The 26,414-nt window shown below is 66.2% G+C and carries 30 protein-coding genes; 16 read left to right on the forward strand and 14 right to left on the reverse strand.

The features are described from left to right. Positions 1 to 14: 14 nt before the first annotated feature. A complete protein-coding gene (arfB, locus tag ACXMDM_RS01985; RefSeq protein WP_071800385.1) occupies positions 15 to 467 on the reverse strand; it encodes an alternative ribosome rescue aminoacyl-tRNA hydrolase ArfB in 453 nt (150 codons plus the stop codon). A gap of 89 nt (positions 468 to 556) precedes the next feature. Between arfB and speE the strand changes: the two genes are divergently transcribed. Both speE and speB read left to right on the forward strand, forming a co-directional pair. Continuing rightward, positions 557 to 1,408 (forward strand): polyamine aminopropyltransferase, encoded by an 852-nt coding sequence (gene speE, locus ACXMDM_RS01990; protein ID WP_259723226.1) that lies wholly within the window; start codon positions 557 to 559, stop codon positions 1,406 to 1,408. 133 nt (positions 1,409 to 1,541) lie between these two features. Then, positions 1,542 to 2,405 (forward strand): agmatinase, encoded by an 864-nt coding sequence (gene speB / locus ACXMDM_RS01995; RefSeq protein WP_071802003.1) that lies wholly within the window; start codon positions 1,542 to 1,544, stop codon positions 2,403 to 2,405. On the opposite strand, the gene ACXMDM_RS02000 is transcribed toward speB, so the two are convergent. After that, the gene (locus tag ACXMDM_RS02000; RefSeq protein ID WP_071800387.1) at positions 2,399 to 2,758 is read right to left on the reverse strand and encodes a cyclic nucleotide-binding domain-containing protein; all 360 of its coding nucleotides are present in this window, start codon (positions 2,756 to 2,758) and stop codon (positions 2,399 to 2,401) included. The two genes, speB and ACXMDM_RS02000, sit on opposite strands and share 7 nt — an antisense overlap. A 589-nt stretch (positions 2,759 to 3,347) precedes the next feature. Between ACXMDM_RS02000 and gcvT the strand changes: the two genes are divergently transcribed. From gcvT to ACXMDM_RS02045, 9 genes are all read left to right on the forward strand, one after another. Next, the gene (gene gcvT, locus ACXMDM_RS02005; RefSeq protein ID WP_071800389.1) at positions 3,348 to 4,508 is read left to right on the forward strand and encodes a glycine cleavage system aminomethyltransferase GcvT; all 1,161 of its coding nucleotides are present in this window, start codon (positions 3,348 to 3,350) and stop codon (positions 4,506 to 4,508) included. Positions 4,509 to 4,565: 57 nt separating this feature from the next. Beyond that, positions 4,566 to 6,404, forward strand: a complete 1,839-nt coding sequence (gene aspS / locus ACXMDM_RS02010; protein WP_071800390.1) for an aspartate--tRNA ligase — start codon at positions 4,566 to 4,568, stop codon at positions 6,402 to 6,404. Positions 6,405 to 6,488: 84 nt separating this feature from the next. After that, the gene (locus tag ACXMDM_RS02015) at positions 6,489 to 7,013 is read left to right on the forward strand and encodes a Dps family protein (RefSeq protein WP_071800391.1); all 525 of its coding nucleotides are present in this window, start codon (positions 6,489 to 6,491) and stop codon (positions 7,011 to 7,013) included. A gap of 170 nt (positions 7,014 to 7,183) precedes the next feature. Further along, positions 7,184 to 8,902 carry a CTP synthase gene (gene pyrG, locus ACXMDM_RS02020; protein ID WP_145536931.1) on the forward strand — a complete coding sequence of 573 codons (1,719 nt, stop codon included), beginning with the start codon at positions 7,184 to 7,186 and terminating at the stop codon, positions 8,900 to 8,902. A 28-nt stretch (positions 8,903 to 8,930) separates the two neighbouring features. Continuing rightward, on the forward strand, positions 8,931 to 9,617 hold the full coding sequence (locus ACXMDM_RS02025) for a 7-carboxy-7-deazaguanine synthase QueE (protein ID WP_071802004.1): 687 nt from the start codon (positions 8,931 to 8,933) through the stop codon (positions 9,615 to 9,617). Positions 9,618 to 9,702: 85 nt separating this feature from the next. Beyond that, positions 9,703 to 10,647: a UDP-glucuronic acid decarboxylase family protein gene (locus ACXMDM_RS02030; protein WP_071800392.1), complete on the forward strand. Its 945-nt coding sequence runs from the start codon at positions 9,703 to 9,705 to the stop codon at positions 10,645 to 10,647. Positions 10,648 to 10,719: 72 nt separating this feature from the next. Then, entirely contained in the window at positions 10,720 to 12,021 is a 1,302-nt protein-coding gene (hisS, locus tag ACXMDM_RS02035; protein WP_071802005.1) for a histidine--tRNA ligase, read from the forward strand. Beyond that, on the forward strand, positions 12,018 to 13,460 hold the full coding sequence (locus ACXMDM_RS02040; protein WP_071800393.1) for a nucleotide sugar dehydrogenase: 1,443 nt from the start codon (positions 12,018 to 12,020) through the stop codon (positions 13,458 to 13,460). Before hisS ends, ACXMDM_RS02040 begins: the two co-directional genes overlap by 4 nt. 30 nt (positions 13,461 to 13,490) lie before the next feature. Further along, on the forward strand, positions 13,491 to 14,513 hold the full coding sequence (locus tag ACXMDM_RS02045) for an NAD-dependent epimerase (RefSeq protein ID WP_071800394.1): 1,023 nt from the start codon (positions 13,491 to 13,493) through the stop codon (positions 14,511 to 14,513). Here the strand turns inward: ACXMDM_RS02045 and ACXMDM_RS02050 are convergent. The 6 genes from ACXMDM_RS02050 to ACXMDM_RS02075 all read right to left on the reverse strand — a co-directional run bounded on the left by ACXMDM_RS02050 (position 14,489) and on the right by ACXMDM_RS02075 (position 16,775). Beyond that, positions 14,489 to 14,689: a photosystem II reaction center protein J gene (locus ACXMDM_RS02050; protein ID WP_071800395.1), complete on the reverse strand. Its 201-nt coding sequence runs from the start codon at positions 14,687 to 14,689 to the stop codon at positions 14,489 to 14,491. The two genes, ACXMDM_RS02045 and ACXMDM_RS02050, sit on opposite strands and share 25 nt — an antisense overlap. 28 nt (positions 14,690 to 14,717) lie before the next feature. After that, the gene (gene psbL, locus ACXMDM_RS02055; protein WP_071800396.1) at positions 14,718 to 14,837 is read right to left on the reverse strand and encodes a photosystem II reaction center protein PsbL; all 120 of its coding nucleotides are present in this window, start codon (positions 14,835 to 14,837) and stop codon (positions 14,718 to 14,720) included. Between the two features lie 10 nt (positions 14,838 to 14,847). Next, positions 14,848 to 14,985 carry a cytochrome b559 subunit beta gene (gene psbF / locus ACXMDM_RS02060; protein WP_071800397.1) on the reverse strand — a complete coding sequence of 46 codons (138 nt, stop codon included), beginning with the start codon at positions 14,983 to 14,985 and terminating at the stop codon, positions 14,848 to 14,850. Between the two features lie 4 nt (positions 14,986 to 14,989). Then, complete coding sequence (gene psbE, locus ACXMDM_RS02065; protein ID WP_071800398.1) at positions 14,990 to 15,238, reverse strand: cytochrome b559 subunit alpha; 249 nt, start codon at positions 15,236 to 15,238, stop codon at positions 14,990 to 14,992. A gap of 89 nt (positions 15,239 to 15,327) precedes the next feature. After that, positions 15,328 to 16,323 carry a photosynthesis system II assembly factor Ycf48 gene (locus ACXMDM_RS02070; RefSeq protein WP_071800399.1) on the reverse strand — a complete coding sequence of 332 codons (996 nt, stop codon included), beginning with the start codon at positions 16,321 to 16,323 and terminating at the stop codon, positions 15,328 to 15,330. A gap of 5 nt (positions 16,324 to 16,328) precedes the next feature. Then, positions 16,329 to 16,775 (reverse strand): rubredoxin, encoded by a 447-nt coding sequence (locus ACXMDM_RS02075; RefSeq protein ID WP_071800400.1) that lies wholly within the window; start codon positions 16,773 to 16,775, stop codon positions 16,329 to 16,331. 125 nt (positions 16,776 to 16,900) lie between these two features. On the opposite strand from ACXMDM_RS02075, the gene ACXMDM_RS02080 reads away from it, so the two are divergent. From ACXMDM_RS02080 to ACXMDM_RS02090, 3 genes are read left to right on the forward strand one after another with little or no spacing between them, the layout of a single operon-like run. Beyond that, the gene (locus ACXMDM_RS02080) at positions 16,901 to 17,263 is read left to right on the forward strand and encodes an NAD(P)H-quinone oxidoreductase subunit 3 (protein WP_071800401.1); all 363 of its coding nucleotides are present in this window, start codon (positions 16,901 to 16,903) and stop codon (positions 17,261 to 17,263) included. A gap of 13 nt (positions 17,264 to 17,276) precedes the next feature. Further along, positions 17,277 to 18,065 (forward strand): NADH dehydrogenase subunit K, encoded by a 789-nt coding sequence (locus ACXMDM_RS02085; protein ID WP_071800402.1) that lies wholly within the window; start codon positions 17,277 to 17,279, stop codon positions 18,063 to 18,065. Continuing rightward, complete coding sequence (locus ACXMDM_RS02090) at positions 18,058 to 18,633, forward strand: NAD(P)H-quinone oxidoreductase subunit J (protein ID WP_071800403.1); 576 nt, start codon at positions 18,058 to 18,060, stop codon at positions 18,631 to 18,633. The genes ACXMDM_RS02085 and ACXMDM_RS02090 overlap by 8 nt, the downstream gene beginning before the upstream one ends. 6 nt (positions 18,634 to 18,639) lie before the next feature. On the opposite strand, the gene ACXMDM_RS02095 is transcribed toward ACXMDM_RS02090, so the two are convergent. Continuing rightward, on the reverse strand, positions 18,640 to 20,007 hold the full coding sequence (locus tag ACXMDM_RS02095) for a gluconeogenesis factor YvcK family protein (protein ID WP_071800404.1): 1,368 nt from the start codon (positions 20,005 to 20,007) through the stop codon (positions 18,640 to 18,642). A gap of 190 nt (positions 20,008 to 20,197) precedes the next feature. Between ACXMDM_RS02095 and ACXMDM_RS02100 the strand changes: the two genes are divergently transcribed. Further along, positions 20,198 to 20,941 (forward strand): ABC transporter ATP-binding protein, encoded by a 744-nt coding sequence (locus ACXMDM_RS02100; protein ID WP_071802006.1) that lies wholly within the window; start codon positions 20,198 to 20,200, stop codon positions 20,939 to 20,941. 6 nt (positions 20,942 to 20,947) lie between these two features. Then, the gene (locus ACXMDM_RS02105) at positions 20,948 to 21,925 is read left to right on the forward strand and encodes an MlaD family protein (RefSeq protein ID WP_071800405.1); all 978 of its coding nucleotides are present in this window, start codon (positions 20,948 to 20,950) and stop codon (positions 21,923 to 21,925) included. A 31-nt stretch (positions 21,926 to 21,956) separates the two neighbouring features. On the opposite strand, the gene bchD is transcribed toward ACXMDM_RS02105, so the two are convergent. From bchD to ACXMDM_RS02130, 5 genes are all read right to left on the reverse strand, one after another. Then, positions 21,957 to 24,140 (reverse strand): magnesium chelatase ATPase subunit D, encoded by a 2,184-nt coding sequence (gene bchD, locus ACXMDM_RS02110; RefSeq protein ID WP_071800406.1) that lies wholly within the window; start codon positions 24,138 to 24,140, stop codon positions 21,957 to 21,959. Between the two features lie 72 nt (positions 24,141 to 24,212). Further along, entirely contained in the window at positions 24,213 to 24,542 is a 330-nt protein-coding gene (gene frp, locus ACXMDM_RS02115) for a fluorescence recovery protein (RefSeq protein ID WP_071800407.1), read from the reverse strand. A gap of 24 nt (positions 24,543 to 24,566) precedes the next feature. Further along, on the reverse strand, positions 24,567 to 25,091 hold the full coding sequence (locus ACXMDM_RS02120; RefSeq protein WP_162922846.1) for a fatty acid desaturase: 525 nt from the start codon (positions 25,089 to 25,091) through the stop codon (positions 24,567 to 24,569). Continuing rightward, on the reverse strand, positions 25,027 to 25,359 hold the full coding sequence (locus ACXMDM_RS02125) for a fatty acid desaturase family protein (protein WP_162922847.1): 333 nt from the start codon (positions 25,357 to 25,359) through the stop codon (positions 25,027 to 25,029). The genes ACXMDM_RS02120 and ACXMDM_RS02125 overlap by 65 nt, the downstream gene beginning before the upstream one ends. Before the next feature lie 10 nt (positions 25,360 to 25,369). Beyond that, on the reverse strand, positions 25,370 to 26,323 hold the full coding sequence (locus ACXMDM_RS02130) for an orange carotenoid-binding protein (protein ID WP_071800408.1): 954 nt from the start codon (positions 26,321 to 26,323) through the stop codon (positions 25,370 to 25,372). Positions 26,324 to 26,414 lie beyond the last annotated feature (91 nt).

Here is a 26,414-nt window from a genome sequence, read left to right on the forward strand (position 1 = left end):
CTCAGAGATCAAGCTCAGAGATCACTGCCACCGCCCCGCTGGGCACGCCGGGCCTTGATTGCGCCCCGCTGCTTCTTGGCCGTGAGCCGCCGCTCCACCGAGCCACGGCTGGGCCGGGTGGCGCGGCGCGGCGGTGGCGGCGGCCGCAGGGCCTCCTGCAGCAGCATCACAAGACGGCGCTGGGCCGCCACCCGGTTCTGCCACTGGGAGCGGTGCTCGCTGGCCGCCACCACCACGGCCCCCTCCACTAGGCGCGCCTCCAACCGCCGCAACGCCCGGGCCTGCAGCAGCGCCGGCAGCGCCGCCGAAGCCGCCAGATCAAACACCAGCTCCACCCGCGAGTCGGTGGTGTTCACGTTCTGACCACCCGGGCCCGAGGAGCGCGAAAAACGCCAGCGCAGCTCGGCCGCCGGGATCAGCACCGCCGGCGTCACGCGCAGATCACTGCCGGGCAGGTCGCTGGCCATGGATTGAGCCTGACATGGACAGGCGGCGCCCAACGTGCGGCCCTCTGTGCAAGCGTACGGATCAAGCCATCCGACCCCGCCCCGCCGCCATGGACCCCTCCCCCGGCTGGATCGATGAGGTCTACGACGGTGTGCGCTACGGCCTGGCTGGCCGGGTGATCGCCGAGACCAGCTCGCCTTACCAGCGCGTCACGATCATCGAGAGCGAGCGCTACGGCAAGGGGCTGCTGCTCGACGGTTGTTGGATGACGGCCGAGCGCCAGGAGCGGCACTACCACGAGCCCCTCGTGCATCCCGCCCTCTGCGGCGCCGCGGCCATCGAGCGGGTGCTGGTGATCGGTGGCGGCGACGGCGGCACCGCCCGCGAGTGCCTGCGCCACCCCGGCGTGCAGCAGCTCGACCTGGTGGAGATCGATGGCCAGGTGGTGGCCTGGAGCCAGGAGCACCTGCCCAGTCTCGGGGCCGGCTGCTGGAGCGATCCCCGTTTGCAGCTCACCGTGGGCGACGGCATTGCCTGGGTCGCCGCCGCCGCTGACGCCAGTTACGACGTGGTGATCGTCGACGGTTCCGACTCCGCCGGCCCGGCCGAGGGCCTGTTCAACCGCGCCTTCTTCCAGCACTGCCGCCGCATCCTCAGGCCCGGCGGCGTCTTCGCCACCCAGAGCGAATCGCCCGAGGCCTTCCGCTCGGTGCACCTCGAAACGGTGCGGCTGCTGCGCGAAGTGTTCCGCCACGCCGATCCCCTCTACGGCTGGGTGCCGATGTACCCAAGCGGCTGGTGGAGCTGGACCTTCGCCGCCAGCGACGGCCCCCGTTACCGGCAGCCGGATGCCGCCCGCGCCGCGTCCGTCGCCGAGGGCTGCGAGATCTGGAGCCCCCGCTGGCAGCGCGGCGCCTTCGAGGCGGTTCCGGCCGGAATCGAGAGGGCCCTCGCTGGCTGACGTGCTGGGCAGCACCGCTGAGGATCCAGACTTGTTGGCCATCACCTGTTTCAACCCAGACTTGCCCGACATCAACCAGTTCGACCCTGACCTGATTGACAGCGACCTCTTTGAAACGGACGGTGCGGTGTTCATGGCGGGCCGCCGCGATCCGGCCGGTTGCCAGGTGGGGCTATTCGGTGTCCCCTATGACGGCACCACCTCGTTCCGTCCCGGCACCCGCTTCGGGCCAGCGGCGATCCGGGAGGTGAGCAGTGGGCTGGAAACCTATTGCCCCCAGCTCGATCTGGATCTTGAGGACCTGGCCTTCGCCGATCTGGGCGCGGTGGCGATTCCCTTTGGCGCCCCGGAGCCAGTGGTGGCCGCCGTGGGCCAGGCCACCGAGGCGGTGCTGGCCCTGGGGCTGAAGCCCCTGATGCTGGGCGGCGAGCACTCGATCAGCAGCGGCGCGGTCGGGGCAGTCGCCGCCCGCCACCCGGATCTGGTGCTGGTGCAACTCGATGCCCACGCCGACCTGCGCCACAGCTGGCTCGGCTCAAGCCACAGCCACGCCTGCGCCATGCGCCGTTGCCTGGAGGTGCTCCCCAGTGGCCAGCTGCTGCAGATCGCCATCCGCAGCGGCACGCGCGCGGAATTCGCCGAACTCAGGCACAGCGGCCGCCTGGTGGGCACCGGCCCCGGCCTCTCTCTGCAGCCCGAGCGTCTGCAGGCCGACCTGGTGGCAGCCCTGGCGCCCCTGCGCGGCAGACCGCTTTACCTAACCGTGGATCTCGACTGGTTCGACCCTTCCGTTCTGCCGGGCACCGGCACACCAGAACCCGGCGGCTTTCTCTGGGGCCACTTCAGCGGGCTGGTGGACGAACTCCGCCACCACCGCCTGGTGGGCGCGGATGTGGTGGAGCTCTCACCCCTGCTCGACCCCGGCGGCAACAGCGCCGTTCTGGCGGCGAAAGTGGTTCGCAGCCTGCTGCTCTTGCTCGGTCGCCCCGCTCAGTAACAGTAAGAGCCGCTGGCCCGTTGTTCGCGCAGGCGCTCGTGCTGCTGGCCGATCAGGTCAATCGCGAGGGTGGGATGGTTGTGCAGCAGGTTCAGAAAACTGAGCCGGCCGAGCTTCACCAGTTCGACGGGAGTGCGGGCGATCGCCTCATGGCGGAAATAGCCCCCACGCCAGACGATGTCGAGATAGCTGAACAGTTCCCCTGGCCTGTAGCAGAGCCGGTCGCCAGCCTGGTCGATGATTTCGACGATTCCTTTGCGCACGGCATAAATGGCATTGGCTGGTTCGCCATGACCAAAAATGCGGGTTCCTGTCGGCAGGGTGAACGTTTCACCATCCAACTGACAGGCCATCAGTTCAACCGGCCTTCCCGGGGAAAGTGTGACCAACCATCTACCTCCTTACAGGGTTTGGGGGAGGGCTGCCTGGCAAAACAAGGGGCCAGAGGCCGGGAGATCATCCAAGCTGGCCCTTCGCCTTGTCACTGACAGCCGCTAAGCAGTCGCTGATTCTAGTTCAGTAAATCGCGTTTCAGGCATTCCTAAACAGAGACAGGCTCCTGTGAGACAGGCTCCAGCAATCCAACCAGGGAAAGCTGGCGATGGCCATAGGGCTGGAAGCTGATTGGCTGAGCCAGAACGGGCTCGACGGACGGGCGCCCGGAGCGCGCCGTCCAGTGGTGACACCAGAGGTCCCCACTCAATTCCGAATGGATCGCCAGCCGTCGCAACTGACACCAGCCAGGCTCACCACCCAAAGGAGCGATGCAGTGACGACAACTGCGACAGTTGGGGCGCTGGCCCATGATCGACTTAATCCAAGGTCCATAAGGTACTGATTTCAATGGGCTGCAAACAGGCGTAGAACCGAACCTCCCGGAAGTCTTCGGGTTTGAAACGCCACTCCATAGGATCGAGACAACGTTTCGGCAACCATTCAGCCATGGCAGGTGATCCCGTTGGCGCTGCCGCCGATCCGCTCCAACTCACCCCCCTGGCCGAACTCTGCAAGGCCGCCGGGGGGCGGATGGTGCCGTTTGAGGGCTGGCAGATGGCAGTGCAATACAAGGGGCTGGTCGAAGAACATCGGGCCGTGCGCGAGCGCTGCGGCGTCTTCGACATCTCCCACATGGGTGTGCTCACCCTCCAAGGCGATGGGGTGAAGAGCGCCCTGCAACGGCTCGTACCCACGGACCTCGATCGCATCGGCCCCGGCGAAGCGCTCTACACCGTGCTGCTCAACGAGGCGGGCGGCATCCGCGATGACCTGATCATCTACGACCAGGGCCGGCCTGATGGACCCGCAGGCCCCGTCGACACCCTGCTGGTGGTGATCAATGCCGCCTGCGCCGCAGCCGACACCGCCTGGCTGCGCGCTCAGCTGGAAACAGAGGATGTGCAGATCAGCGATCGCAAGGGGCAAGGGGTGCTGCTCGCCCTGCAGGGCCCCGAGGCCGCGGCCCTGCTGGAGGCCTTGGTGGGCGAAAGCCTCGCAGGCCTGCCCCGCTTCGGGCACCGCAGCCTGCGGCTCGCCGGCAGCGCCAGCGGCGCGGCGGCGGGGGCAGCCGTGTTCGTGGCCCGCACCGGCTACACCGGCGAGGACGGCTTCGAACTGCTGCTGGAGCGCTCGGCCGGCCAGGCCCTCTGGCAACAACTGCTGAGCAGCGGCGTGCCCCCCTGCGGCCTTGGCGCCCGCGACACCCTGCGCCTGGAGGCCGCCATGCACCTCTACGGCCAGGACATGGACGCCACCACCACCCCCCTGGAAGCCTCGCTGGGCTGGCTGGTTCACCTGGAGATGCCGGCTGATTTCATCGGCCGGGCGGCCCTGGAGCGCCAGACAGCCGAAGGGGTGAGCCGGCGGCTGGTGGGGCTCAAGCTCCAGGGCCGGGCGATCGCCCGCCATGGCTATCCGGTGCTCCTGGGTGGAGCCGTGGTGGGCGAGATCACCAGCGGTACCTGGTCACCGACGCTTGGCGAAGCCATCGCCCTGGCCAGCGTGCCAGCCGAGGCGGCCAAGCTCGGCACCGAACTGCAGGTGGAGATTCGCGGCCAGCCCCAACCGGCGCTTGTGGTGAAGCGGCCTTTCTATCGGCGGCCGTAGGGGACCCGGCCTTGGCTGCTGCCATGGGAAACTCGCAGATTCCTTTCCTCTTCCCCGATGCGCAGTCACGGATGCGGCGATCTGCGTCGTGATGCCGTCGATCAGACCGTTCAGCTCTGCGGCTGGGTGGACCGGCGCCGCGACCATGGCGGCCTGATCTTTCTGGATCTGCGTGATCGCAGTGGCACCATCCAGATCACGGTGGATCCCGAGCTCGCCGGCAACCTGCGCAATGAAACGGTGCTGCAGGTGGTGGGACGGGTGCAGCTTCGGCCAGAAGAGTCGCTCAACGAACGGCTGGCCACCGGTGCGGTGGAGGTGATCGCCAGCCAACTCACCGTTCTCAATGCCATCAAAAAAACGCTGCCCTTCGCCGTCTCCGTTCACGACGACGGCAACGTGCGCGAGGAACTGCGGCTGCGCCATCGCTATCTCGACCTGCGCCGCGAGCGCATGGCCCGCAACCTGCGGCTGCGGCACAGCACGATCCGGGCCGCCCGGACCTTCCTGGAAGGCGAAGGCTTCATCGAGGTGGAAACTCCGATCCTCACCCGCTCCACCCCCGAGGGCGCCCGCGATTACCTGGTACCCAGCCGGGTCTGCGGCGGCGAGTGGTTCGCCCTGCCCCAGTCACCCCAACTGTTCAAGCAGCTGCTGATGGTGGGCGGACTGGAGCGCTACTACCAGGTGGCGCGCTGCTTCCGCGACGAAGACCTGCGCGCCGATCGCCAGCCGGAGTTCACCCAGCTCGACATCGAGGTGAGCTTTCTGGAGCAGGAGGAGATCCTTGACCTCAACGAACGCCTGATCGCCGCGATCTGGAAGACAGCGAAGGGAATCGAGCTGCCGCTGCCCTTCCCCCGCCTCACCTGGCAGGAGGCGATGGATCGCTACGGCACCGACCGCCCCGACACCCGCTACGGCCTGGAGCTGGTGGATGTGAGCGACATTGCCACGCACTCCGGCTTCAAGGTGTTCTCCGGCGCCGTGGCGGCCGGTGGGGCCGTGAAGTGCATCGCCATCCCCGGCGGCAATGAGGCACTCAGCAACGTGCGCATCAAACCCGGCGGGGATGTGTTCAGCGAAGCCCAGGCGGCGGGAGCGGCTGGCCTGGCTTTCATCCGCGTCATTGAGGGGGTGGACCCTGAAACCTCCTTTGATGTCGGCGGCAACCTGGTCGGGATCAACACGATCGGAGCGATCAAAGATGGCTTCACCAAGGCGCAGATGGCCGAGCTGCTGGAGCGCAGCGGCGCCACGCCCGGCACCCTGCTGCTGTTCGGCGCCGGCGACACCGCCACGGTGAACAAGGCCCTTGACCGGGTGCGTCAGTACCTGGCCCGGGAGTTGGGCCTGGTTCCAGCCGAGGCCAGCAACGAGGCCTGGAACTTCCTCTGGGTGGTCGACTTCCCGATGTTCGGCTTCAACAGCGAGGAGAACCGGCTGGAGGCCCTGCACCATCCCTTTTGCGCCCCCAACCCCGCTGACCTCGGCAGTGATCCGGCCAGCTGGGCTGCGGCCTTGCCAAGCGCCCGAGCCCAGGCCTACGACCTGGTGCTCAACGGCCTGGAGCTGGGCGGCGGCTCCCTGCGCATCCATGATTCGGCCCTGCAGCGCCAGGTGCTGCAGACGATCGGCCTGCCCCAGGAAGAAGCGGAACGCCAGTTCGGCTTCCTGCTGGAGGCCCTTGATCTGGGTGCCCCGCCCCACGGCGGCATCGCCTTCGGCCTCGATCGGATGGTGATGCTGCTGGCCGGTGAGGAGTCGATCCGCGACACGATCGCCTTCCCAAAAACCCAGCAGGCCCGCTGCCTGCTCACCCAGGCCCCAGCCGATGTGGCCGCCCAGCAACTCAGGGATCTGCACGTGGCCAGCACCTGGAGCGACGCCGATTGACCCCAGAACTCCAGGAATATCAGGGATTTCAGTCCTGTAGGCCAACTAAAATGGCCTCATAACAACGCAACCCAGAACAACACCATGACTGCCACTGCCACTTCCAGCCAGGCCAGCACTTCCAGCCAGGCCAGCGCCCCACCGATCGACATCGGCATGTCCAGCGAGGAGCGCGAACAGATCGCCGCAGGGCTCAGCCGCCTCCTGGCTGACAGCTACGTGCTCTACGGCAAGACCCATGGCTTCCACTGGAACGTCACCGGTCCGATGTTCAACAGCCTGCATCTGATGTTCATGGAGCAGTACACCGAGATCTGGACGGCGCTCGATGAGATCGCCGAGCGCATCCGGGCCCTGGGTTGTCCTGCCCCGTTCGGCGGCTCCCACTTCGCCGCCCTCTCCTCGATCAGTGAGACCGAAGGGGAGCTCAACGCCATGGAGATGGTGCGGGAGCTGGTGCTCGGCCACGAAGCCGTGGCTCGTACGGCCCGCAGCGTCTTCGCCTCGGTGGAGGCCGCCAGCGATGAACCCACCGCCGACCTGCTCACCCAGCGGCTGCAGATCCACGAAAAAACCGCCTGGATGCTGCGCAGCCTGCTCGAGGCTTGAATCACCTGGGCCTGGCTTCGGTCGTTACGCCCGCTGCGCGGGCAACACGGGCCTACGCCAGGCCCAGGTGATTCGGCTGGGTGGGGCAGCAGGGGAGGGGAAGGGAGCCCTTGAGTTGAAGGAGCCTTTGGGTTGGAGGTCGTTAAAGTTGGCGATCGCCCTGGGGGTTCATGACCAAGTTTGTGTTCGTGACCGGCGGGGTGGTGTCGAGCATCGGCAAGGGCATCGTGGCGGCGAGCCTGGGACGGTTGCTGAAATCGCGCGGCTACAGCGTTTCGATCCTCAAGCTCGATCCGTACCTCAACGTGGATCCGGGCACCATGAGCCCCTACCAGCACGGTGAGGTGTTCGTCACCCAGGACGGCGCGGAGACCGACCTCGACCTGGGCCACTACGAGCGCTTCACCGACACCGCCATGTCACGCCTCAACAGCGTGACCACCGGCTCGATCTACCAGGCGGTGATCAACAAGGAACGCCGCGGTGATTACAACGGCGGCACGGTCCAGGTGATCCCCCACATCACCCGCGAGATCCGCGAGCGCATCCACCGGGTGGCCGCCGACAGTGGGGTTGACGTGGTGATCACCGAGATCGGCGGCACGGTGGGCGACATCGAATCGCTGCCATTCCTGGAAGCAATCCGTGAATTCCGTGGCGATGTGGGCCGCCGCGATCTGGCCTATGTGCACGTCACCCTGCTGCCTTACATCGGCACCTCCGGTGAGATCAAGACCAAGCCCACCCAGCACTCGGTGAAGGAACTGCGCTCGATCGGCATCCAACCCGATCTGCTGGTGTCGCGCTGTGACCGGCCGATCAGCGAAGAGCTCAAGGCCAAGATCGGCGGCTTCTGCGGCGTTCCGGCCACGGCCGTGATCCCCGCCCGTGATGCCGACAGCATCTACGCCGTCCCGATCGCCCTCGAGAAAGAAGGCCTGTGTCGGGAGGTGCTCCATGTGCTCGACCTCGAAGACCGCGACAGCGACATGGCCGGCTGGGAGGATCTGGTGCGCAAGCTGCGCAACCCAGGCCCGGCGGTGAAGGTGGCGTTGGTGGGCAAGTACGTCCAGCTCAACGACGCCTACCTCTCGGTGGTCGAGGCCCTGCGTCACGCCTGCATCGATCGGGATGCCTCCCTCGACCTGCACTGGATCTGCGCCGAGCAGCTCGAAATCGAAGGGGCAGAAGCCCTGCTCCACGGCATGGACGCGGTGGTGGTGCCGGGCGGCTTCGGGCACCGGGGCGTGGACGGCAAGATCCAGGCGATCCGCTGGGCGCGCGAGCAGCAGGTTCCGTTCCTGGGGCTCTGCCTGGGGATGCAGTGCGCCGTGATCGCCTGGGCCCGCCACGAGGCTGGTCTCAGTGGCGCCAGCAGCGCCGAGCTCGATGCCGACTCCCCTGATCCAGTTATCCACCTGCTGCCTGAGCAGCAGGACGTGGTCGACCTGGGCGGCACCATGCGCCTGGGCGTCTACCCCTGTCGCCTGTCCCCGGGCAGCCTGGCCTCCCGCCTCTATGGCGAGGAAGTGGTCTACGAGCGGCATCGCCATCGCTACGAATTCAATAACGCCTACCGCCAGCTCTTCCTCGACTCGGGCTATCGGATCAGCGGCAGCTCGCCGGATGGCCGCTTGGTCGAACTGATCGAACTCGACGGGCATCCGTTCTTCACAGCCTGCCAGTTCCATCCGGAATTCCTCTCCAGGCCCGGCCGCCCCCACCCACTGTTCCGGGGTCTGATCGAAGCCGCCCAGCGCCGCCTGCCCGCCAACGGCTCCGAGTTCGGCGTTTCTCCTGCGAGCACGGCCAGCGAGAGCAACGCCAGCGAAAGTCCTGTCAGCGAAAGGACCAACCAGCCGCTGAGCGAGATCGCGGTCTCCAGCTGAGGGGCCGACTGCCATGGCCGCCGTAGCGATGGTTGAGACCCCCGGGCTTCTGCCCGTGGTGGAAACCTTCCATTCCCTGCAGGGGGAAGGGGCCCATGCCGGCCGCAGCGCCTTTTTCATCCGGCTGGGCGGTTGCGCGGTGGGCTGCCCCTGGTGCGACACCAAGCACTCCTGGCCGCAGGCCAGCCACCCACTGCAGAGCCCCTCGGAACTCTCCGAGCGGGCGGCGCGGGCGGTGGAGGCGGGCGCTGGATTCGTAGTGATCACCGGCGGAGAACCGCTGCATCACAACCTTGATGGCCTCTGCCAGGCCTTGGCCGGTCTCAGCCAAGGCGGCGCCACTCCCTCCAGCTTCCAGCCCCTGCCGCTCCACCTCGAAACAAGCGGCGTGGATCCCTTCACGGGCCAGTTCGCCTGGATCACCCTCTCACCCAAGCCCCATCGCCCACCCACGGCCGAAGCGCTGGGCCGTTGCCACGAACTCAAGGTGGTGGTGCATGAGCCCTCCGATCTGGGTTTCGCCGAGCAGATGGCCGCTGCGGCGCTTCAGGCCCGGAGCAACAACGGGGAACCTGCGGCCGGCAGCCTACCGGTGCTGCTGCTCCAACCCGGCTGGGACAGCGCGAAGGGCCAGGCGCTGGCGGTCGACTTCGTGCGTCAACACCCCAGTTGGCGGCTCAGCCTGCAGACCCATAAGTGGCTGGGGGTGCGCTGAGCGGCCAGGCAGCCGTGGATTCAAAGGCTCATACGGTTCCAATTACGGTGCCAATTACAGTGCCGACCACTGCTCAAGATTCAGCGTGACGGCCTCCCAGAAGCGGAATCTCGTCACCGGTGGCGCCGGCTTTGTGGGATCCCATCTGGTTGATCGGCTGATGGAAGCCGGCGAAGACGTGATCTGCCTCGACAACTACTTCACCGGCCGCAAGGCCAACATCGCCCGCTGGATCGGCCACCCCAACTTCGAGCTGGTTCGTCACGACGTGACTGAGCCGATTTCGTTGGAGGTGGATCGGATCTGGCATCTGGCCTGTCCGGCCTCGCCGGTGCACTACCAGCACAATCCGATCAAGACGGCCAAAACCAGCTTTCTCGGCACCTACAACATGCTGGGCCTGGCCCGTCGGGTCGGGGCCCGCCTGTTGATGGCCAGCACCAGCGAAGTGTATGGCGATCCGGAGGTGCATCCCCAGCCGGAGAGCTATCGCGGCAGCGTCAATACCCACGGCATCCGCGCCTGCTACGACGAGGGTAAGCGGGTCGCCGAAACCCTCTGCTTCGACTACCAGCGGATGCACGGCACGGAGATCCGCATCGCCCGGATCTTCAACACCTACGGGCCACGCATGCTGGCCGACGACGGGCGGGTGGTGAGCAACTTCATCGTCCAGGCGCTGCGGGGCGAACCTCTTACCCTCTACGGCGAAGGCAGCCAGACCCGCAGCTTCTGCTTCGTCGATGATCTCGTCGAAGGGCTGATCCGCTTGATGAACGGGGAGCACTCCGGTCCGATCAACATCGGCAATCCAGGAGAGTTCACGATTCGCCAGCTGGCGGAACTGGTGCGCGAGCGGATCGATCCGTCGCTGGACTTCACCCTGCTGCCCTTGCCCCAGGACGACCCTCTCCAGCGCCAGCCGGTGATCACCCTGGCCCAGCAGGAGCTGGGCTGGGAGCCGACCATTCCCCTGCGCGCGGGCCTTGAGCGCACGATCGCCGATTTCCGCTGCCGCCTCGCGGCCTGAGGCCGGCCCCTGAGCCAGCTCCGGCTGGCGCCGGTTGATCCCCCAAACTGGGCGGCAGTGCTGGGTGCCGGCGTGGACAAGCTGCAGAGCCTTCGGGGCATGGTCGACCTGCTGCCGGAGCAGACGGCGATCTGGCAGCAGGTTGAGGCCGCGGCCCGCAGCCAGTTCCATCGGGCTGGCCTCGCCGAGATCCGCACCCCCCTGCTGGAGGCCACCGAGCTGTTCGCCCGCGGCATCGGCACCAGCACCGATGTGGTGGGCAAGGAGATGTACAGCTTCGAAGACCGGGGCCAGCGCCACTGCACGCTGCGGCCTGAAGGAACGGCCTCGGTGGTGCGCGCAGCGCTGCAGCACGGACTGCTCAACAAGGGGCCCCAGCGCCTTTGGTACACCGGCCCGATGTTTCGCTACGAGCGCCCCCAGGCGGGTCGCCAGCGCCAGTTCCACCAGCTCGGTGTCGAACTGCTGGGTTTCGCCGATCCCCGCAGCGACGCCGAAGCGATCGCGATCGCCTGGGACCTGCTGACAGCCCTGGGAATCGGGAATCTGGCCCTGGAGATCAACTCCCTCGGCGATGCCTGCGATCGCAGCCACTACCGCAGCGTGCTGGTGGAATGGCTCGAAGCCCGCCGCGACCAGCTCGACCCCGAAGCCCAGGGGCGGATCAGCACCAACCCGCTGCGGATCCTCGACAGCAAAAATCCCGAGACCCAGGCCCTGCTCGCCGCCGCACCCCTGCTCGGCGATTGTCTCAGCGCCAGCAGCCAGCAGCGCTTTGAGCGGGTGCGCCAGGCCCTCGACCGGCTGGAGATCCCCTATCAGCTCAATCCCAGGCTGGTGCGGGGGCTGGATTACTACACCCACACCGCCTTTGAGATCACCAGCAGCGAGCTCGGCGCCCAGGCCACGGTCTGCGGCGGTGGCCGTTACGACGGCCTGATCGAGCAGCTCGGTGGCAGCCCCACAGCGGCGATCGGCTGGGCCATCGGCCTGGAGCGGCTGGTGTTGCTGCTCCAGGCAGCCGTGGCCCCGGCCATGCATCCACTGGCCGCGGCGCAGGTGTATGTGATCAGCAGGGGCGAAGCGGCCGAGCTGCAGGCCCTTGCTCTGGCCAGGACCCTGCGCCAGGCGGGCTGCCGGGTGGAGCTGGATCTCACCGCTGCGGCCTTCGCCAAGCAACTCAAACGGGCCGATCGCAGCGGAGCCAGCTGGGCGCTGCTGATCGGGGAAGGGGAAATCGAGCAGGGGGTGGTGATCCTCAAGGATCTGCGCCTGTCCACTGAACAGCGCCTCCCCCCTGAGCTGGCGATCGGGGAGTTGGTCGCGAGGTTCTGCGATGCTGGCCCGCAGCCTTTCTCCTCGCCAACGGCATGACGGCACCGCTCACCGTCCGGACCATCTGTTGCATCGGGGCCGGCTACGTGGGCGGGCCGACGATGGCGGTGATTGCCGATCGCTGCCCGGGCATTCAGGTCACGGTGGTGGATCTCAACGCGGCCCGCATCGCCGCCTGGAATGGTGCCGATACCGCAGCCCTGCCGGTGTATGAACCGGGCCTCGCCGAGCTGGTGGAGCGCTGCCGCGGCCGCAACCTGCACTTCAGCACGGAGGTGGACCAGGCCATCGCCGCCGCCGACATGGTCTTCCTGTCGGTGAACACCCCCACGAAAACCAGGGGCATCGGCGCTGGTGAGGCCTCCGACCTGCGCTGGATCGAAGCCTCAGCCCGCCAGGTGGCTGCCCAAGCCCAGGGACACACGATCGTGGTGGAGAAGAGCACCCTGCCGGTGCGCACGGCCGAAACCGTCAAGGCCATCCTGGGCGCCTACCAGGAGCACAGCGGCACCACCGCCGCTGGCGGTGCCAAAACTTTCGCCGTGCTCTCCAATCCGGAATTCCTGGCCGAAGGGACCGCGATCGAGGATCTCAAGAACCCCGATCGGGTGCTGATCGGTGGCGATGAAACGGCCGCAATCGAGGCCCTAGCGGAGGTCTATGGCAACTGGGTGGCACCGGAGCGGATCCTGCGCACCAACCTCTGGAGCAGTGAACTCTCCAAGCTCACCGCCAATGCCTTTCTCGCCCAGCGGATCTCCTCGATCAATTCAATCGCCGCCCTCTGTGAAGCCACCGGAGCCGATGTGCGCGAGGTGGGACGGGCGATCGGCAGTGACTCCCGGATCGGCAAGCGCTTCCTGGCGGCAGGGCCAGGCTTTGGCGGCAGCTGCTTCCAGAAGGACATTCTCAACCTGGTTTATCTCTGCCGTCATTACCGGCTGGAGGAGGTGGCCCGTTACTGGCAGCAGGTGGTTGAGCTCAACAACTGGCAACAGCAACGGATCGCCCGGCTGGTGGTCAGCCGGCTGTTCGGCACGGTCAGCGGCAAGCGGATCGCCGTACTGGGCTTTGCCTTCAAGGCCGACACCAACGACACCCGCGCAGCGCCCGCCATTCGCATCTGCCAGGACCTGCTCGAAGAAGGCGCCCACCTGGCCATCCACGACCCCAAGGTGAGCAGCAGCCAGATCAGCGCCGACCTCAGCTCCCCGGATTGCTCAGGTGGCGACGGGCTGGGCCAGGGGCTGAGTGGCGAGGGGAGCTGGGAGAGCAGCGCCAACGTGCTGGCGGCTGTCCGTGGTGCTGATGCGGTGGTGGTGCTCACCGAATGGGGCGCCTTCGCCCAGCTCGACTGGCCGGCGATCGCGGCGCTGATGCGGCGGCCGGCCTGGCTGTTCGATGCCCGCGCCATCACCGATGCAGCGGCGGCTCGCTCGGCTGGGCTCCAGGTCTGGAGGGTGGGTGAGGGTGATTGATAGCTTGGCTGGCTTGAGGGCACAGCCGCGATGAGCATTCTGGTCACGGGGGCGGCGGGCTTCATCGGCGCCGCGGTGGCCGAGAGGCTTCTGGCCCGGGGCGATCGGGTGATCGGCCTCGACAACCTGAACAGCTACTACTCCCCCGCCCTGAAGCAGCAACGGCTGCAGCGACTCGAGCGGCACAGCAACTTTCACTTCCAGCGGCTGGCCCTGGAAGACACCGCCGCCATCTCCGAACTGTTTCGCTCGGAGGGATTGAAGCGGGTGATCCATCTGGCCGCCCAGGCGGGCGTTCGCTACTCAATTGAAAACCCGCTGGCCTATGTGAACAGCAATGTGGTGGGCTTTCTCTCGATCCTGGAGGGCTGCCGCCACCACGGCATTGAGCACCTGGTGTACGCGTCCAGCAGTTCGGTCTATGGAGGCAACCGCTGCCTGCCATTCTCAGAGCAGCAGGCCGTCAACCACCCAGTCAGCCTGTATGCGGCCACGAAAAAAGCCAATGAGCTGATGGCTCACACCTACAGCCACCTCTACGGGCTGCCGGCCACGGGCCTGCGCTTTTTCACCGTCTACGGCCCCTGGGGCCGACCGGACATGGCGCCGATGCTCTTCGCCAAGGCCATCCTGTCAGGAGAACCGATCCGGGTGTTCAACCAGGGGCGGATGGAGCGGGATTTCACCTACATCGATGACATCGTTGAAGGCGTGTTGCGCTGCCTCGACAAGCCTGCCACGGCTGAGGAAGGATTCGATCCGCTTCAGCCGAATCCAGCCACGGCCCAGGTGCCCCACCGGCTGTTCAACATCGGCAACAGCCAGCCAGTGCCGCTGCTCAGCTTCATCGCCCTGCTGGAGCAGGCCTTGGGGGTGAAAGCCATTCCACAATGGGAGCCGATGCAACCCGGTGATGTGGTGGCAACGGCGGCTGACACCACAGCACTGCAGCAATGGGTTGGATTCGCGCCCCACACACCCTTGGAGGTGGGTGTGGAGCGCTTCGCCAGCTGGTACCTGAACTGGGCTCAGGCGGAACCCACGGCCACATAGGAGCCGTAGAAGAACAGACCAACCACGAAGATCACCGCGATACCGCCAGCGGTGGCCACCAACCAGAGGGGCAGCACACCCTCGGTCCAGCGGCTGCGCCAAGCAACAGCGGGGCGACCGTCGGGAAGACGGTCGGGGATGCGGCCATCAGGCAGGGCTGATTTCTTACCACTCATGGCGAAATTGCGAAGTCAGGTTGAGGTCTCAGTTGAAGAAGTAGCTGGTGAACAGCACACCGATCACGAAGACCAGCAGCAGGCCGAGATAAAGGCTGGTGCGGTTCAGCTCAACCGGCAAATTGTTCGGATTCGGATTGCGCTCCATGGTTCTGATTTCAGCGACGGACGAACTGCATGGCCGCAAGGGCACCCAGGAAAAACACCGTGGGGACACCCAGGGCGTGAACGGAAAGCCAGCGCACCGTGAAGATCGGATAGTTGCGCGGCGTCGTGGCGGTTGGGGATTGACTCATCGGATTACTTCAAGCGCAGATCAAGCTGGTCTTTGCCTTCGTAGCGCTGGCTCACGACCGGAGCCTTCGCTTCCTGAGCCTGGAAATAGGCATCAGGGCGGGGGGTTCCGAAAGCGTCATAGGCCAGGCCCGTGGACACGAACAGGAAACCTGCCAAGAAAATGGCCGGCAGGGTGACCGCATGGATCACCCAGTAACGGATGCTCGTGATGATCTCGAAAAAGGGGCGTTCCCCGGTGGAGCCGGCAGCCATGGCAGCGGGCGAATCAGCTGAGCAAATCCTAAGGGGCGACCCGCTGCCGAGGCGCCCGAAGCCGCTGGTTGGTTACACAGGGTCGCCGATCAGCCGACCCAGCGCAGCATGTTGCCCCGCTCTCCGAGAACAAAGCCTTTGCCGTTGCCTGTGAAGGCGATTCGGTTGAAGTTGGTGGGCTGCTTGGCCCCCACTGGATCCCGCTGCCAGCTGGCTCCCCGGTCGCGACTGACCAGCAGGGTGCCGCTGCCGCCACCGGCCCAGATCGCGCCGCTGGGATCCCAGGCCATGTCGAGATAGCCGTAGCCATTGGTGATCGGGATCAGCGGTTTGCTCCAGTCCTCCGGATCGGCCGCATCGCCGTTGAAGCGCAGCTGGGCGCCACGGGTGACCATCCAGAGGCGACCGTCCGGTTCAAAACCCATGCTCTGCACCCGCTGGCTGCTGACCCGCTGATGGGGTTGCCAGGTCGCTTGGCCCGGATCCCAGGTGGCGAAGAAGTTGCCAAGGCTCGACACACTGACGTAACGCCCGTCCGGGGAACGGCGCAGGTCACGGACCGCTCCGGCCGCATCACTGACATCGGCCTGCCAGCTGGCTCCGCCGTCGTCCGTTCGGTAGATCGCGCCGACGCTGGTCGCCAGTTCGGCCTGCTTGGCCCCCAGGGCGGTCACGAGATAGGGCTCACCGGGAAGTTTGGTATCAAGCAGCAGGCGCTCCCAGTTCTGGCCGCCGTCGCCGGTGCGCAGCAGCAGGCCGGGCTGTCCGGCGATCCAGCCCTCCTGGCCCTTGAAGTCAACGCTGAGCAGGCGGTAGTTGTCGCCCTCGGGCAGGTCGAGCGAACGCTCCTGCCAGCTGGCGCCGCCATCCTCGGTTTCCAGGATCAGCCGGTTGCTGCCCACCAGGAAGCCATGCCGGTCGTCGGTGAAGGCCAGATCGAGCGGGCTGGCCTTGGTATCGAGTGCCACCGGCTGCCAGGGGCTGGTGGGCGTGACGGCCAGGCCGGTGGTGACACATCCACTCAGGCCGAAGCTGAGGCCCAGGGCCAGCACCACACCCAGCAGGGAAGAAAGCAGTCGGTTCACGGGTCTCAGCGGAGGGAATAGAGGGACAGGAAAAAGGCGAAACCCAGGGCAAGCCCCCCGAAGATCAGCACGTTCTTCTGGCCTGGGGTGAGCTTGTTGACCCCCAGACCGAAATTGAGGTTCTCCTCAAAACCGCTGGCCTGATTGCGGGGGCCGATGTCCCGGAAGGCCCCCACCCGGCTGCGGCAGACCGGGCAACGGAATGCAATCGGATCGAGGGCACTGAAAGGCACGCCGGCGGCGATGTTCAGCTTGCGGATGCCCTCGCCAGGGTCGTAGACGAAACCACAGCTGAGGCATTCGAAACGGTGGGTGTCCGGATCGGTGCTCTCACTGGGGTTCGGCCTCAGACCAGCAGCTGGTGTGGTCGCCTGGCTGCTTGCCTCAGTCGCGACATCCGGGTTGGCTTCGGCCGGAAGGGCGTTCTGGTCGTCGTCCTGACCACTGACCATCGTGATGGACCCCCGGGCTGAAGCTCAACTCTATCGAGGCCCCTCCAGGCCTAGAGCCGAGTGTCGCCGGAAACCGCCGCTTTCAAGGGATGGGTGCCAGACTTCCGCCCAGGTTTGGTCGGCTGATGTTCGTACTCCCGGGCTATGACGCCTTTCTCGGTTTTCTGCTGATTTCAGCGGCAGTGCCGATGTTGGCTCTCGTCACCAACAAGCTGTTGGCGCCGACCTCGCGCAATGGGGAACGGCGGCTTACCTACGAATCGGGCATGGAGCCGATCGGGGGGGCCTGGATTCAGTTCAACATTCGTTATTACATGTTCGCCCTGGTCTTTGTGATCTTCGACGTGGAGACGGTGTTCCTCTATCCCTGGGCCGTGGCCTTCAACCAGCTCGGCCTGCTGGCCTTCATCGAAGCCTTGATCTTCATCTCCATCTTGGTGGTGGCCCTGGCTTATGCCTGGCGCAAAGGCGCCCTCGAATGGAGCTAACCGGATCACCACCATGACCATCACTCCCTCCACCACCAATCCACTGGCCGCCCCCGGGCTCGGTGCCCCGTCGATCGACGCGCTGCGCGATCTGCGGGCCGCGAGCTGCAACCCGGTCGGGGCGCCCACCGTGACTTCGGATCTCTCCGAGAACGTGATCCTGACCAGCCTCGACGATCTGCACAACTGGGCTCGGCTGAGCAGCCTCTGGCCCCTGCTTTACGGCACGGCCTGCTGCTTCATCGAATTTGCAGCCCTGCTCGGTTCCCGCTTCGATTTCGACCGCTTCGGCCTGGTGCCCCGCTCCAGCCCAAGGCAGGCCGATCTGCTGATCACCGCTGGCACGGTGACCATGAAGATGGCCCCGGCTCTGGTCCGGCTCTACGAGCAGATGCCTGAGCCCAAATATGTGATCGCCATGGGGGCCTGCACGATCACCGGCGGCATGTTCAGCGCCGATTCCACCACCGCCGTTCGCGGGGTGGACAAGCTTATTCCGGTGGATCTCTATATTCCCGGCTGTCCGCCCAGGCCGGAAGCGATTTTTGATGCCGTCATCAAGCTGCGCAAGAAGGTGGGCAATGAGGCCTTAGCCGAGCGGGCCAACCTGCTGCCCAGCCACCGTTACCTCACCATTGAGCACCAGCTCAAGCCGGTTGCACCGATCGTGACCGGGGCCTATCTCAAGGCCGAAACCCAGAAGGCCGCCCTCGCCGCGGCCGACGGCCTGCCGATGGCAGCAGCCGATTCAGTCCCCAGCTCCGAGCCTGTTCCCGCCAGCAGCGCCTCCAACGATGCCTGAGTCTTCCGACAACGCTCCAGCCACGCCATCCTCGCAACCCCAGGAGGGCGCCGAACTGGCGATCCCGGCTGCCGGCCCGATCAGTCAGTGGCTCAACTCCCAGGGCTTTGAACACCGCTCTCTCGGCCCCGATCACATCGGCGTGGAGCTGATCGGCATTGAGCCGGTGTTTCTGCCGATGGTGGCCGCCGCGCTCAAGGCCTTCGGCTTTGACTATCTCCAGTGCCAGGGCGGCTACGACGAAGGCCCCGGTGGCCAGCTGGTCAGCTTTTATCACCTGGTCAAGCTGAGCGCAGCTGCCGTTGCTTCGCCGGCCCCGGGCAGCAAACCCGAAGAAGTGCGCCTGAAGGTGTTCCTGCCGCGGGATGGCGCGCTCACGGTGCCCAGCCTCTACGGGCTCTTCCGTGGCGCCGATTGGCAGGAGCGGGAAACCTTCGACATGTACGGCATTCAGTTCGAGGGCCATCCCCATCCCAAGCGCCTGCTGATGCCCGAAGACTGGAAGGGTTACCCCCTGCGCAAGGATTACGTTCAGCCCGATTTCTACGAACTTCAGGACGCTTACTGAACAGCTTCAGGCCACTTCTGAGCTTTTGCCGCTCTTGTGCTTGCGGAAGAAGCGCATCACTGCCAGGGCGAGGTTGCGTGGATCGTGGCGGAGGCTGGCGTCGGCCTGGTTCCCCTGCAGCGGGGCCTGCATCACCTCGTAGCCCTGGCCGCGCAACTTGGTGGCATCACAGATGACCGGGTCAGCGCCGCGGGCGCGGTAGTGGTGGATCAGCCGGTTGTTGCGCAGGGATTCCTGGGCGAGTACGGCGGTGAATAGCCGTTCCTGGACGCCGAGGCTGGCCAGCTGGGCTTCGATGGCCCGCAGATGGCCCTCCACATCAAGCCGATCGGTTTCCCCGGGCTGGGTCATCAGGTTGCAGATGTAGAGGCGGGGAGCCCGGCTGCGTCTGATCGCCTGGACCAGTTCCGGCACCAACAGATTGGGCAACAGCGAGGTGTAGAGGCTGCCGGGACCCAGCACAATCAGCTCAGCGTTGGCGATGGCTTCAATCGCCCGGGGCAGGGCTGGCGGCCGCTCGGGGGTGCAGCCCAGCCGCACGATCGGGCTGGTGGCCTGACCGATCGACGATTCACCTTCAAGCCGGTCGCCGTTCTCGAGTTCGGCCCAGAGCCGCACATCGGCCGTGGTGGCTGGCACCACCTGGCCCTGCACCGCCAGCACCCGGCTGCTGGCGGTGATCGCCGATTCGAGGCTGCCGGTGATCGCGGTGAGAGCTGTGAGGAAGAGATTGCCGAAGCTGTGGCCCTCGAGGCCGCTACCGGCCTTGAAGCGGTACTGAAACAGGCGGGTGAGCAGGGGCTCTTCCCGGGCCAGGGCCGCCAGGCAGTTGCGGATGTCGCCGGGTGGCTGCACCCCCAGCTCCCGCCTGAGCACGCCGCTGCTGCCGCCGTCATCGGCCACCGTCACAATCGCTGTGATGTTGCTGCTGTAGCGCTTGAGGCCACTGAGCAGGGTGGCCAGGCCGGTGCCGCCACCGATCGCGACCACATTGGGGCCGCGGTTGAGGCGACGCTGGGCCAACAGGGCATCCACCAGCACGGTGCCCTTTTCTGGAGCCAGTGCCTGCTGGATCGAATCAAAGCTGCGGCTTTGTCCCCAGATCACCAGCCCGGCTCCGGCCACCAGCACCAGCGGACCGGTGACACCCCGCGGCAACACCTCGGTGAGCTGGGTGAGAACCCAATTGAGTGATTCCAGCGACCAGTAGATCGGCTTGAGATCGGCGAGGATGGCGGCTCCCAGCAGGGCCAGGAGCAGCCCCAGGCCGGAGGTGAGCATCCAGCGCTTCACCACCAGACCAGGCTGCAGCCAGCGCACGGCGCGGCGTGAGCGGCTCACCAGATCCTGTTGACGCTGGTCGCCACGTCCCATCCAACCGGGACGGCGCAGCCGCCGGCCATGCAGGCGTCGGGGGAGGTGGGGGCGCTGGGGGTTCAAACCGACAGGGCGTCACGCCACAGCACGGAGTCCATGAACTGTACGGATGAACAACTTGAAAGCAAGTTTGACCCCTTCCCTGCCATGCGCAGGCCAGCCGGTACTGGAACTTGGCAACATCAGCATGCGCTGGGGCAGCAACTCGGTGCTCGATGGCCTCAGCCTGACGCTTCAAGAAGGGGAGCGGCTGGCGGTGGTGGGGCCTTCAGGAACCGGTAAATCAACCGTGCTACGAATCCTCGCTGGCCTGCTGCTGCCCAGCGAGGGTGAGCTGCGGATCAACGGAATCGCCCAGCGCTACCTGCGCATCGACCAGCCCCGGCCGCCCGATGTGCGCCTGGTGTTCCAGAACCCGGCCCTGCTCGGTTCGCTCACGGTGGGGCAGAACGTCGGCTTTCTGCTCTATCGCCACAGCCGGCTGCCGGAACGCGAGATTCGCGCCAGGGTTCAGAAGGCCCTGGAGGCCGTGGGTCTGCTCGGCATCGAAGACCAGCTACCCGGAGAGCTCAGCGGCGGCATGCAGAAACGGGTGAGCTTCGCTCGGGCCCTGATCGACGATCCCAGCCAGTCGTCTGGCCAGCACCCCCTGCTGCTCTTCGATGAACCGACCGCCGGCCTCGATCCGGTGGCCTGCACCCGCATCGAGGATCTGATCGTCACCACCAGCCGCATGGCGGGGGGCTGCTCGGTGGTCGTCAGCCACGTGATGAGCACGATCCTGCGCTCCGCCCAGCGGGTGGCGATGCTCTACGACGGCCACCTGCAGTGGTGCGGGGGCATTGAGGAGTTCGAGCAAACGGCCAATCCCTATGTGGCCCAGTTCAGAAGCGGTAGCCTGCAGGGCCCGATGCAACCGACGGAACTATGAAGCGTCATGCGTCGTAGCGTCCGTGAGGCCTTGGTTGGGTTCTCGCTGCTTGGAGCCATTGCCGGTGGCTTAGGCCTGTGGTTCTGGTTGCGGGGGATTTCACTCAGTCAGAACAACTGGATCATCAAGGCGACCTTCGCCGATGCCGCAGGCCTGGCCGATCGCTCGCCGGTTTTTTACCGCGGCGTCCAGGTGGGCAGCGTCAAAAGCATCGAAACCACCTCGCAGGCCGTGCTGGCGGAACTGGAGATCAGTGATCCCAATCTGCAGTTGGCCAGGCCGACCGTGGCCCAGGTCGAGACCGGTTCGCTGCTGGGAGGCGATGCCCAGGTGGCCCTGATCAGCAGGGGCAATCCGCTGCCCAAGAACGCTCCCCTGCCCGGTGCCAATGACTGTGACAAGGACCTGATGGTCTGCGCCGGTGGCGAACTCCAGGGTGTGGAGGCCGCCAGCTTGAACAGCGTCACCGAATTGATGCAGCAACTGCTCTCCCAGGCCGATCGCGAACAGATCCTGCCCCAGGTGGCCAGCACCACCCGCAGTTTTGACGCCACCTCCAAGGAAGCCAACCTCTTCCTCAAGGAAGCCCAGCGACTGGTCAGGGAGCTGAATGCGGCGGTCGGTAAAGCCGATCCGATCCTGGCCAACCTCAATGCGGCCAGTGCCGATGCCGCCGCTGCCGGTCGGCATGTCCGCAACCTCACCGCCAGCCTCGATGACCCCAAGACCCTGGCCGAGATCAAGACCACAGTGAGCAACGCCCAGCGGCTCACCGCCCGGGTCGATGCCGTCGGTGGCGACGTCAGCAAGCTCACCAGCGACCCCGAGTTCATGGATGGGGTGCGCAGCGTGGCGATCGGACTGGGCCAGCTGTTCGACGAGATCTACCCCGCCCAGACGGGACTGGCCCGCGACAAGGCCCGGCAGGACCAGCAGGGCCAGGACAAACAAAGCAAGCCGCCACAGCGCCAGGTTGCTCCCTAACGGCCGGGCCCGGCTTCAGCCCGGCCCGGCTTCAGGTGCCATTGAGAGCGTCGAGGGCGATGGCGGCGATCGCCTGGTCGCTGGCTTTGGGCAGCTGCACGTACTTGCCGCCGGCTGCTTCAGCCAGGTCCTTGCCCATGCCGCTGCCGATGAACTTGCGCTCGGTGTCGATCACCAGCAGCTTGATCCCCAGGGCCCGGTAGCGGCCGGCCACCCGGATCACCTCTTCTTTGAGGTCCACTGGCTCCTCGCCTTCCAGGGGCGGCTGGCCCAGGGATCGCGCGAGGGGCACGTTGCCGCGGCCATCGGTGATCGCCACCACCACCACTTGGCCCATGTCACCGCTGGCAAGGGCATTGGCGCCGACCCGGGCTGCCTGGGTGAGGCCGTGGGCCAGGGGTGAGCCGCCGCCACAGGGCATCTGCTCGAGGCGGCGACGGGCGGCGGTGATCGAGCGCGTGGGGGGGAGCAGCACCTCGGCCTGCTCGCCGCGGAAGGGGATCAGGGCGACTTCGTCTCGGTTTTCGTAGGCCTCGGTGAGCAGGCGGATCACGGCCCCCTTGGCGCTCTGCATGCGGTTGAGGGCCATCGAACCGCTGGCGTCCACCAGGAAGATCACCAGGGAGCCGGCCTTGCGCTGCAGCTGCTTGGCGCGCAGATCACCCTCCTCAACGATCACGGTGCGATGGGGTTCGCGGGCGCGGCGGGCCTTCTGGTGGGGGGCGGCGGCCCGCAGCGTGGCATCCACAGCGATGCGGCGCACAGGGCCGCGGGGGAGCATCGGCTTGACGTAGCGGCCGCGCGAGTCGGAGAGCACCACCGAGCGCTTGCCACTGCCGCCGCCTCGCGATTTAGCCGCAGCGAACAGCAGCAGATCGGGGTCGATGGCGATCGCCTCAGGATCGAGCAGAAACTCCTCAGGCACCTGGGGCGGCGCCTGGTCGTCGGGATTGTCGTCCTGGTTGTCGTCGTCGGTGTCGTCCGGGTTGTCCGGGTTGTCGGGCTCGGAGGTGTCCTCGGGATTGTCGTCAGGGCTGTTTTCTGAGTTATCTTCGGAGCCGTTTTCTGGGGGCTGCTGCGGGGGTTCGGGCGGCTGCTCTGGCGGCTGCTCGGCCTGGGGCGGCGGCGGGGGCTCCAGCGGTTGCTCTGGATCGGGCGGCGGCAGCTGCAGGGCGCGCGGCGCGATCACCAGCCGCACCGCCACCTGCAGGTCGTCGGCATCTACGCGGTCGCGGCCGCACAGGGCCGCATGGGCCCGCGCCACCCGCACGGCGTAGAGCTCGGAGCGGTGGCCTTCCACGCCGCCGCGCAGGGCCTCCTTCACCAGATAGACGATCTGCTCGCGGGCAATCACCACATCGGGGAGCCACTGGCGGGCCAGCAGCAGCTGGGTGGCCAGGGCATCGGTTTCCTCCTGCCAGCGGGCGCGGAAGGCTTCGCTGGAGCTGCCGTGGTCGAGGGCGGCGCTGGTGATCGCCACCCGCTGATCCATCGCCAGCAACTGGTTGGCGGAGAGAACAATGGCGAAGCGATCGAGCAGGTGATCGCGCACCGCCCCCTCTTCGGGGTTGTAGGTGGCGATCAGCAGGGTGCGGCAGGGGTGGGAGAGGCTGAGGCCTTCGCGCTCGATCCGGTTCTCGCCACTGCCCACCGCCGCCAGCAGCAGGTTGGTGATGCCGTCGTCGAGCAAGTTGAGCTCATCGACGTAGAGGACGCCGCGATGGGCTTCAGCCAGCAGGCCGGGCTGGAACACCGCGGCGCCGGCGGCCAGGGAGGCGGTCACATCGACTGAGCCCACCAGCCGGTCTTCGGTGACGCCCAGGGGCACCTGGATGAACGGAGCCGGGATCACCGCCGTGGGCAACAGGGCGGTGGGATCGGCGCCGCTGGGGTCCCCCCCCAGTTCGGTGATGCGGGCGCACACCGGCCCATCCCAGTCGTCGGGACGCAGCGGATCCACATTGAGGCGACGGCAGGCTTCGCCCAGATCGAGCACGTCGATCGGCGGCAGCAGGGCATGCAGGCCACGGGCCAACACCGACTTACCGGTGCCGCGGCCACCAGCAATCACAACGCCGCCCAGGCCGGGATCCACCGCTGCCAGCAGCAGCGCCAACTTCAAGGTGCCGTGGCCGGTGATCGCCGCCAGCGGAAAGGCGCGCGCAGCGGCGTTGGCGGCCGCGGCTGCAGAGGCTGTTGTTCCGCTGACAACCATGGGGGCGGAGGGCGGAAAAGAGTGAACTCAGTCTGGCGGATCGCTTCCCAGGCCCAGGTGCAGGGCTGCCTTCTAGAAGCGCGACATCGCCTTGATCTTGGAGATCTTCTCGGCATCAAGGCCGCTGAGTTCGTCGAGCTGGATCAGGTCTTCCTTCAACAGGTTGGCGAAAACAAACAGGATTCCGTCGAGGCGCATGTCGAAGCGCCCCTCAATCACGTGACGCTGGGTGCTCAGGTAATCGTGCAGCTGCCAGAGAGACTCAGCCGAGCTGATTGAATCCGCCTGGCTGCGAACGGTGCTGATCAATGTGGCGATCGCGCGGCCGTAAGCCGTGTTGAAAGCCCGCTCAGCGATGGCCTGTTCCGCCTCGCTCCAGCCGATCACAACCGCTAGCGCCATAAAAATCTCTTTCGATAAATGACCCTAATGGGGAGCTGATGGGGCCGCGAGTGGAGCGGAGGAATTCCGGCGCTGCAGAGCGAACGCGCGCTGGCGTGGCAGCTGAAACCAGGCCATGGCTGGGAACTCATGGTGCTCCCAGTGGTAGCCGAAGTGATAGCAGGCCAGCAAAGACAACCATTCCGGCAACTCCAGGCTGCGGGCATGGTGGCGATTGCCAGCGCCGTGCCGGTCACGGTGCGGCAGGTAGGTGCCAAAGACAAACAATTGCAGCGAACTGAGCAGCAGGGGCAAGGTGCAGAACAACAACACATGGACCAGTCCTGACTGGACACTGCCCGGACCGGGGGCCACCGCGGCGGATCCGATCAACAGCCCCCACCAGCCCAGCAGCAGCAGCATCTGGGCGCCGGAGAGATAACCCGCCAGGAAGTGGAGATACCAGCGCAGCCCACCCCACGCGGGATCGGGCCGGTGATCGGGGTCATCGGCCCGATCCCGCGTGGGGTGGCGGATGGTGGCGGATGTGGTTGGCCCGGCAAGCGCCATAGGGCAGGCAGCCATACAGCCCCAGGGCCAGTTGCCCCAACTGGTGGTTGGCCTGCGGCCGGCCTGGAAGCAGCAGGCCATGCATGGCGTCGTGGGCCACGATGAACAGGCCGGTGTGGAGCAGCGTGCGGATCAGCACCGCCAGGGCCAGCAGCGGCAGGGGAAGTAAGCCCAGATCAGCTGGCAGCAAGACCACCAGGCTGGTGGTCCAGGCCAGCAGGATCAGGGCGGCGAGCCCCAGGCCCGTGTTGGCGGGGATGGGGCTCAACTGGACAACCTCAACGGGCGTACTTGAGCAGGTCTGCTGGGGAGGCCAGCAGATCAATGGCCACGAAGTAGATCTTGCCCTCGGGATTGAGCAGGAAACGCCAGGCCACGTTCATGCCCACGCCGGCGCCGAACCAGGGGGTCTGGACCTTGCCGGTGACCTTGATCTGGGTGAACTCGCCATCGGCGGGCTCGGAGTAGCCCGATTCGGGCAGCAACCGCAGGTTCTGACAATCTTCGCGGAAGAAGCGCAGCACGGCCTCCCTACCGACGATCGGCTTCTGGAAGGGGGGCTGCAGGGCCCCGTCGGGAAGGAAGAGTTCGATCAGGTTGTCGAAGTCGTTGGCGTTGAGCAGATCCATGTAGGTGGTGACCGTGGGGCTATCCAGCCCGCTGATCAAGACCTTTTTGCGATCGGCTTCCGGCGTGGGTGCCACCACCGGCTCCATGACCCGCTGGCCTTCGCCCTTGGCGGGGTCGTAGCCCATGTCAACGACGAAGTTGCGCAACAGGGTGATCTGCTGGCCCTGCTCCACGCCCCTCAACGAGCTGAGCACGGATGCCGCGTTGGCGGAGAGCTGATAGCCCTTGGGAATCGGAGCCACGAGGCCAGCGGCCATCCACTCTCCGAGTTGATACCAGAAGCCGAGCTTGATGTTGACCGACCAGCTGGCGTAGGTACGACCGACCTGGAAATCGGTCCTGTTGGCGAGATCACACATCAGCTGGCTCTGCTCGGTGAAGCCCATGGCCTTGATCGCGCTGAGCGTGGCCTCCGCAAACTGCATGCGGGCAGCGCCGGGGGCCGCGACGGTGATGGTGGTGCCCATCTCGAGGTAGGCGTACCAGATCAGAGCCAGCTGGTCTTCGGCGCTGAGCAGCCTGAAGCGAGCTGTGATGGCAGGTACGGCGTCCGCGGAGAGCGTGTCCGGGAAGATCTGGGAAGCCTTCTCGAGGGTGAACATATGCGGTCAGACCCAATTGTTAAGGAAGCTTACGAAGCCTAGTCGACAAGCGATCGACTTGGTATGAAGATTTAACAGAAAAATGTAATCA

The sequence above is a fragment of the Synechococcus sp. CS-603 genome, from assembly GCF_977929215.1.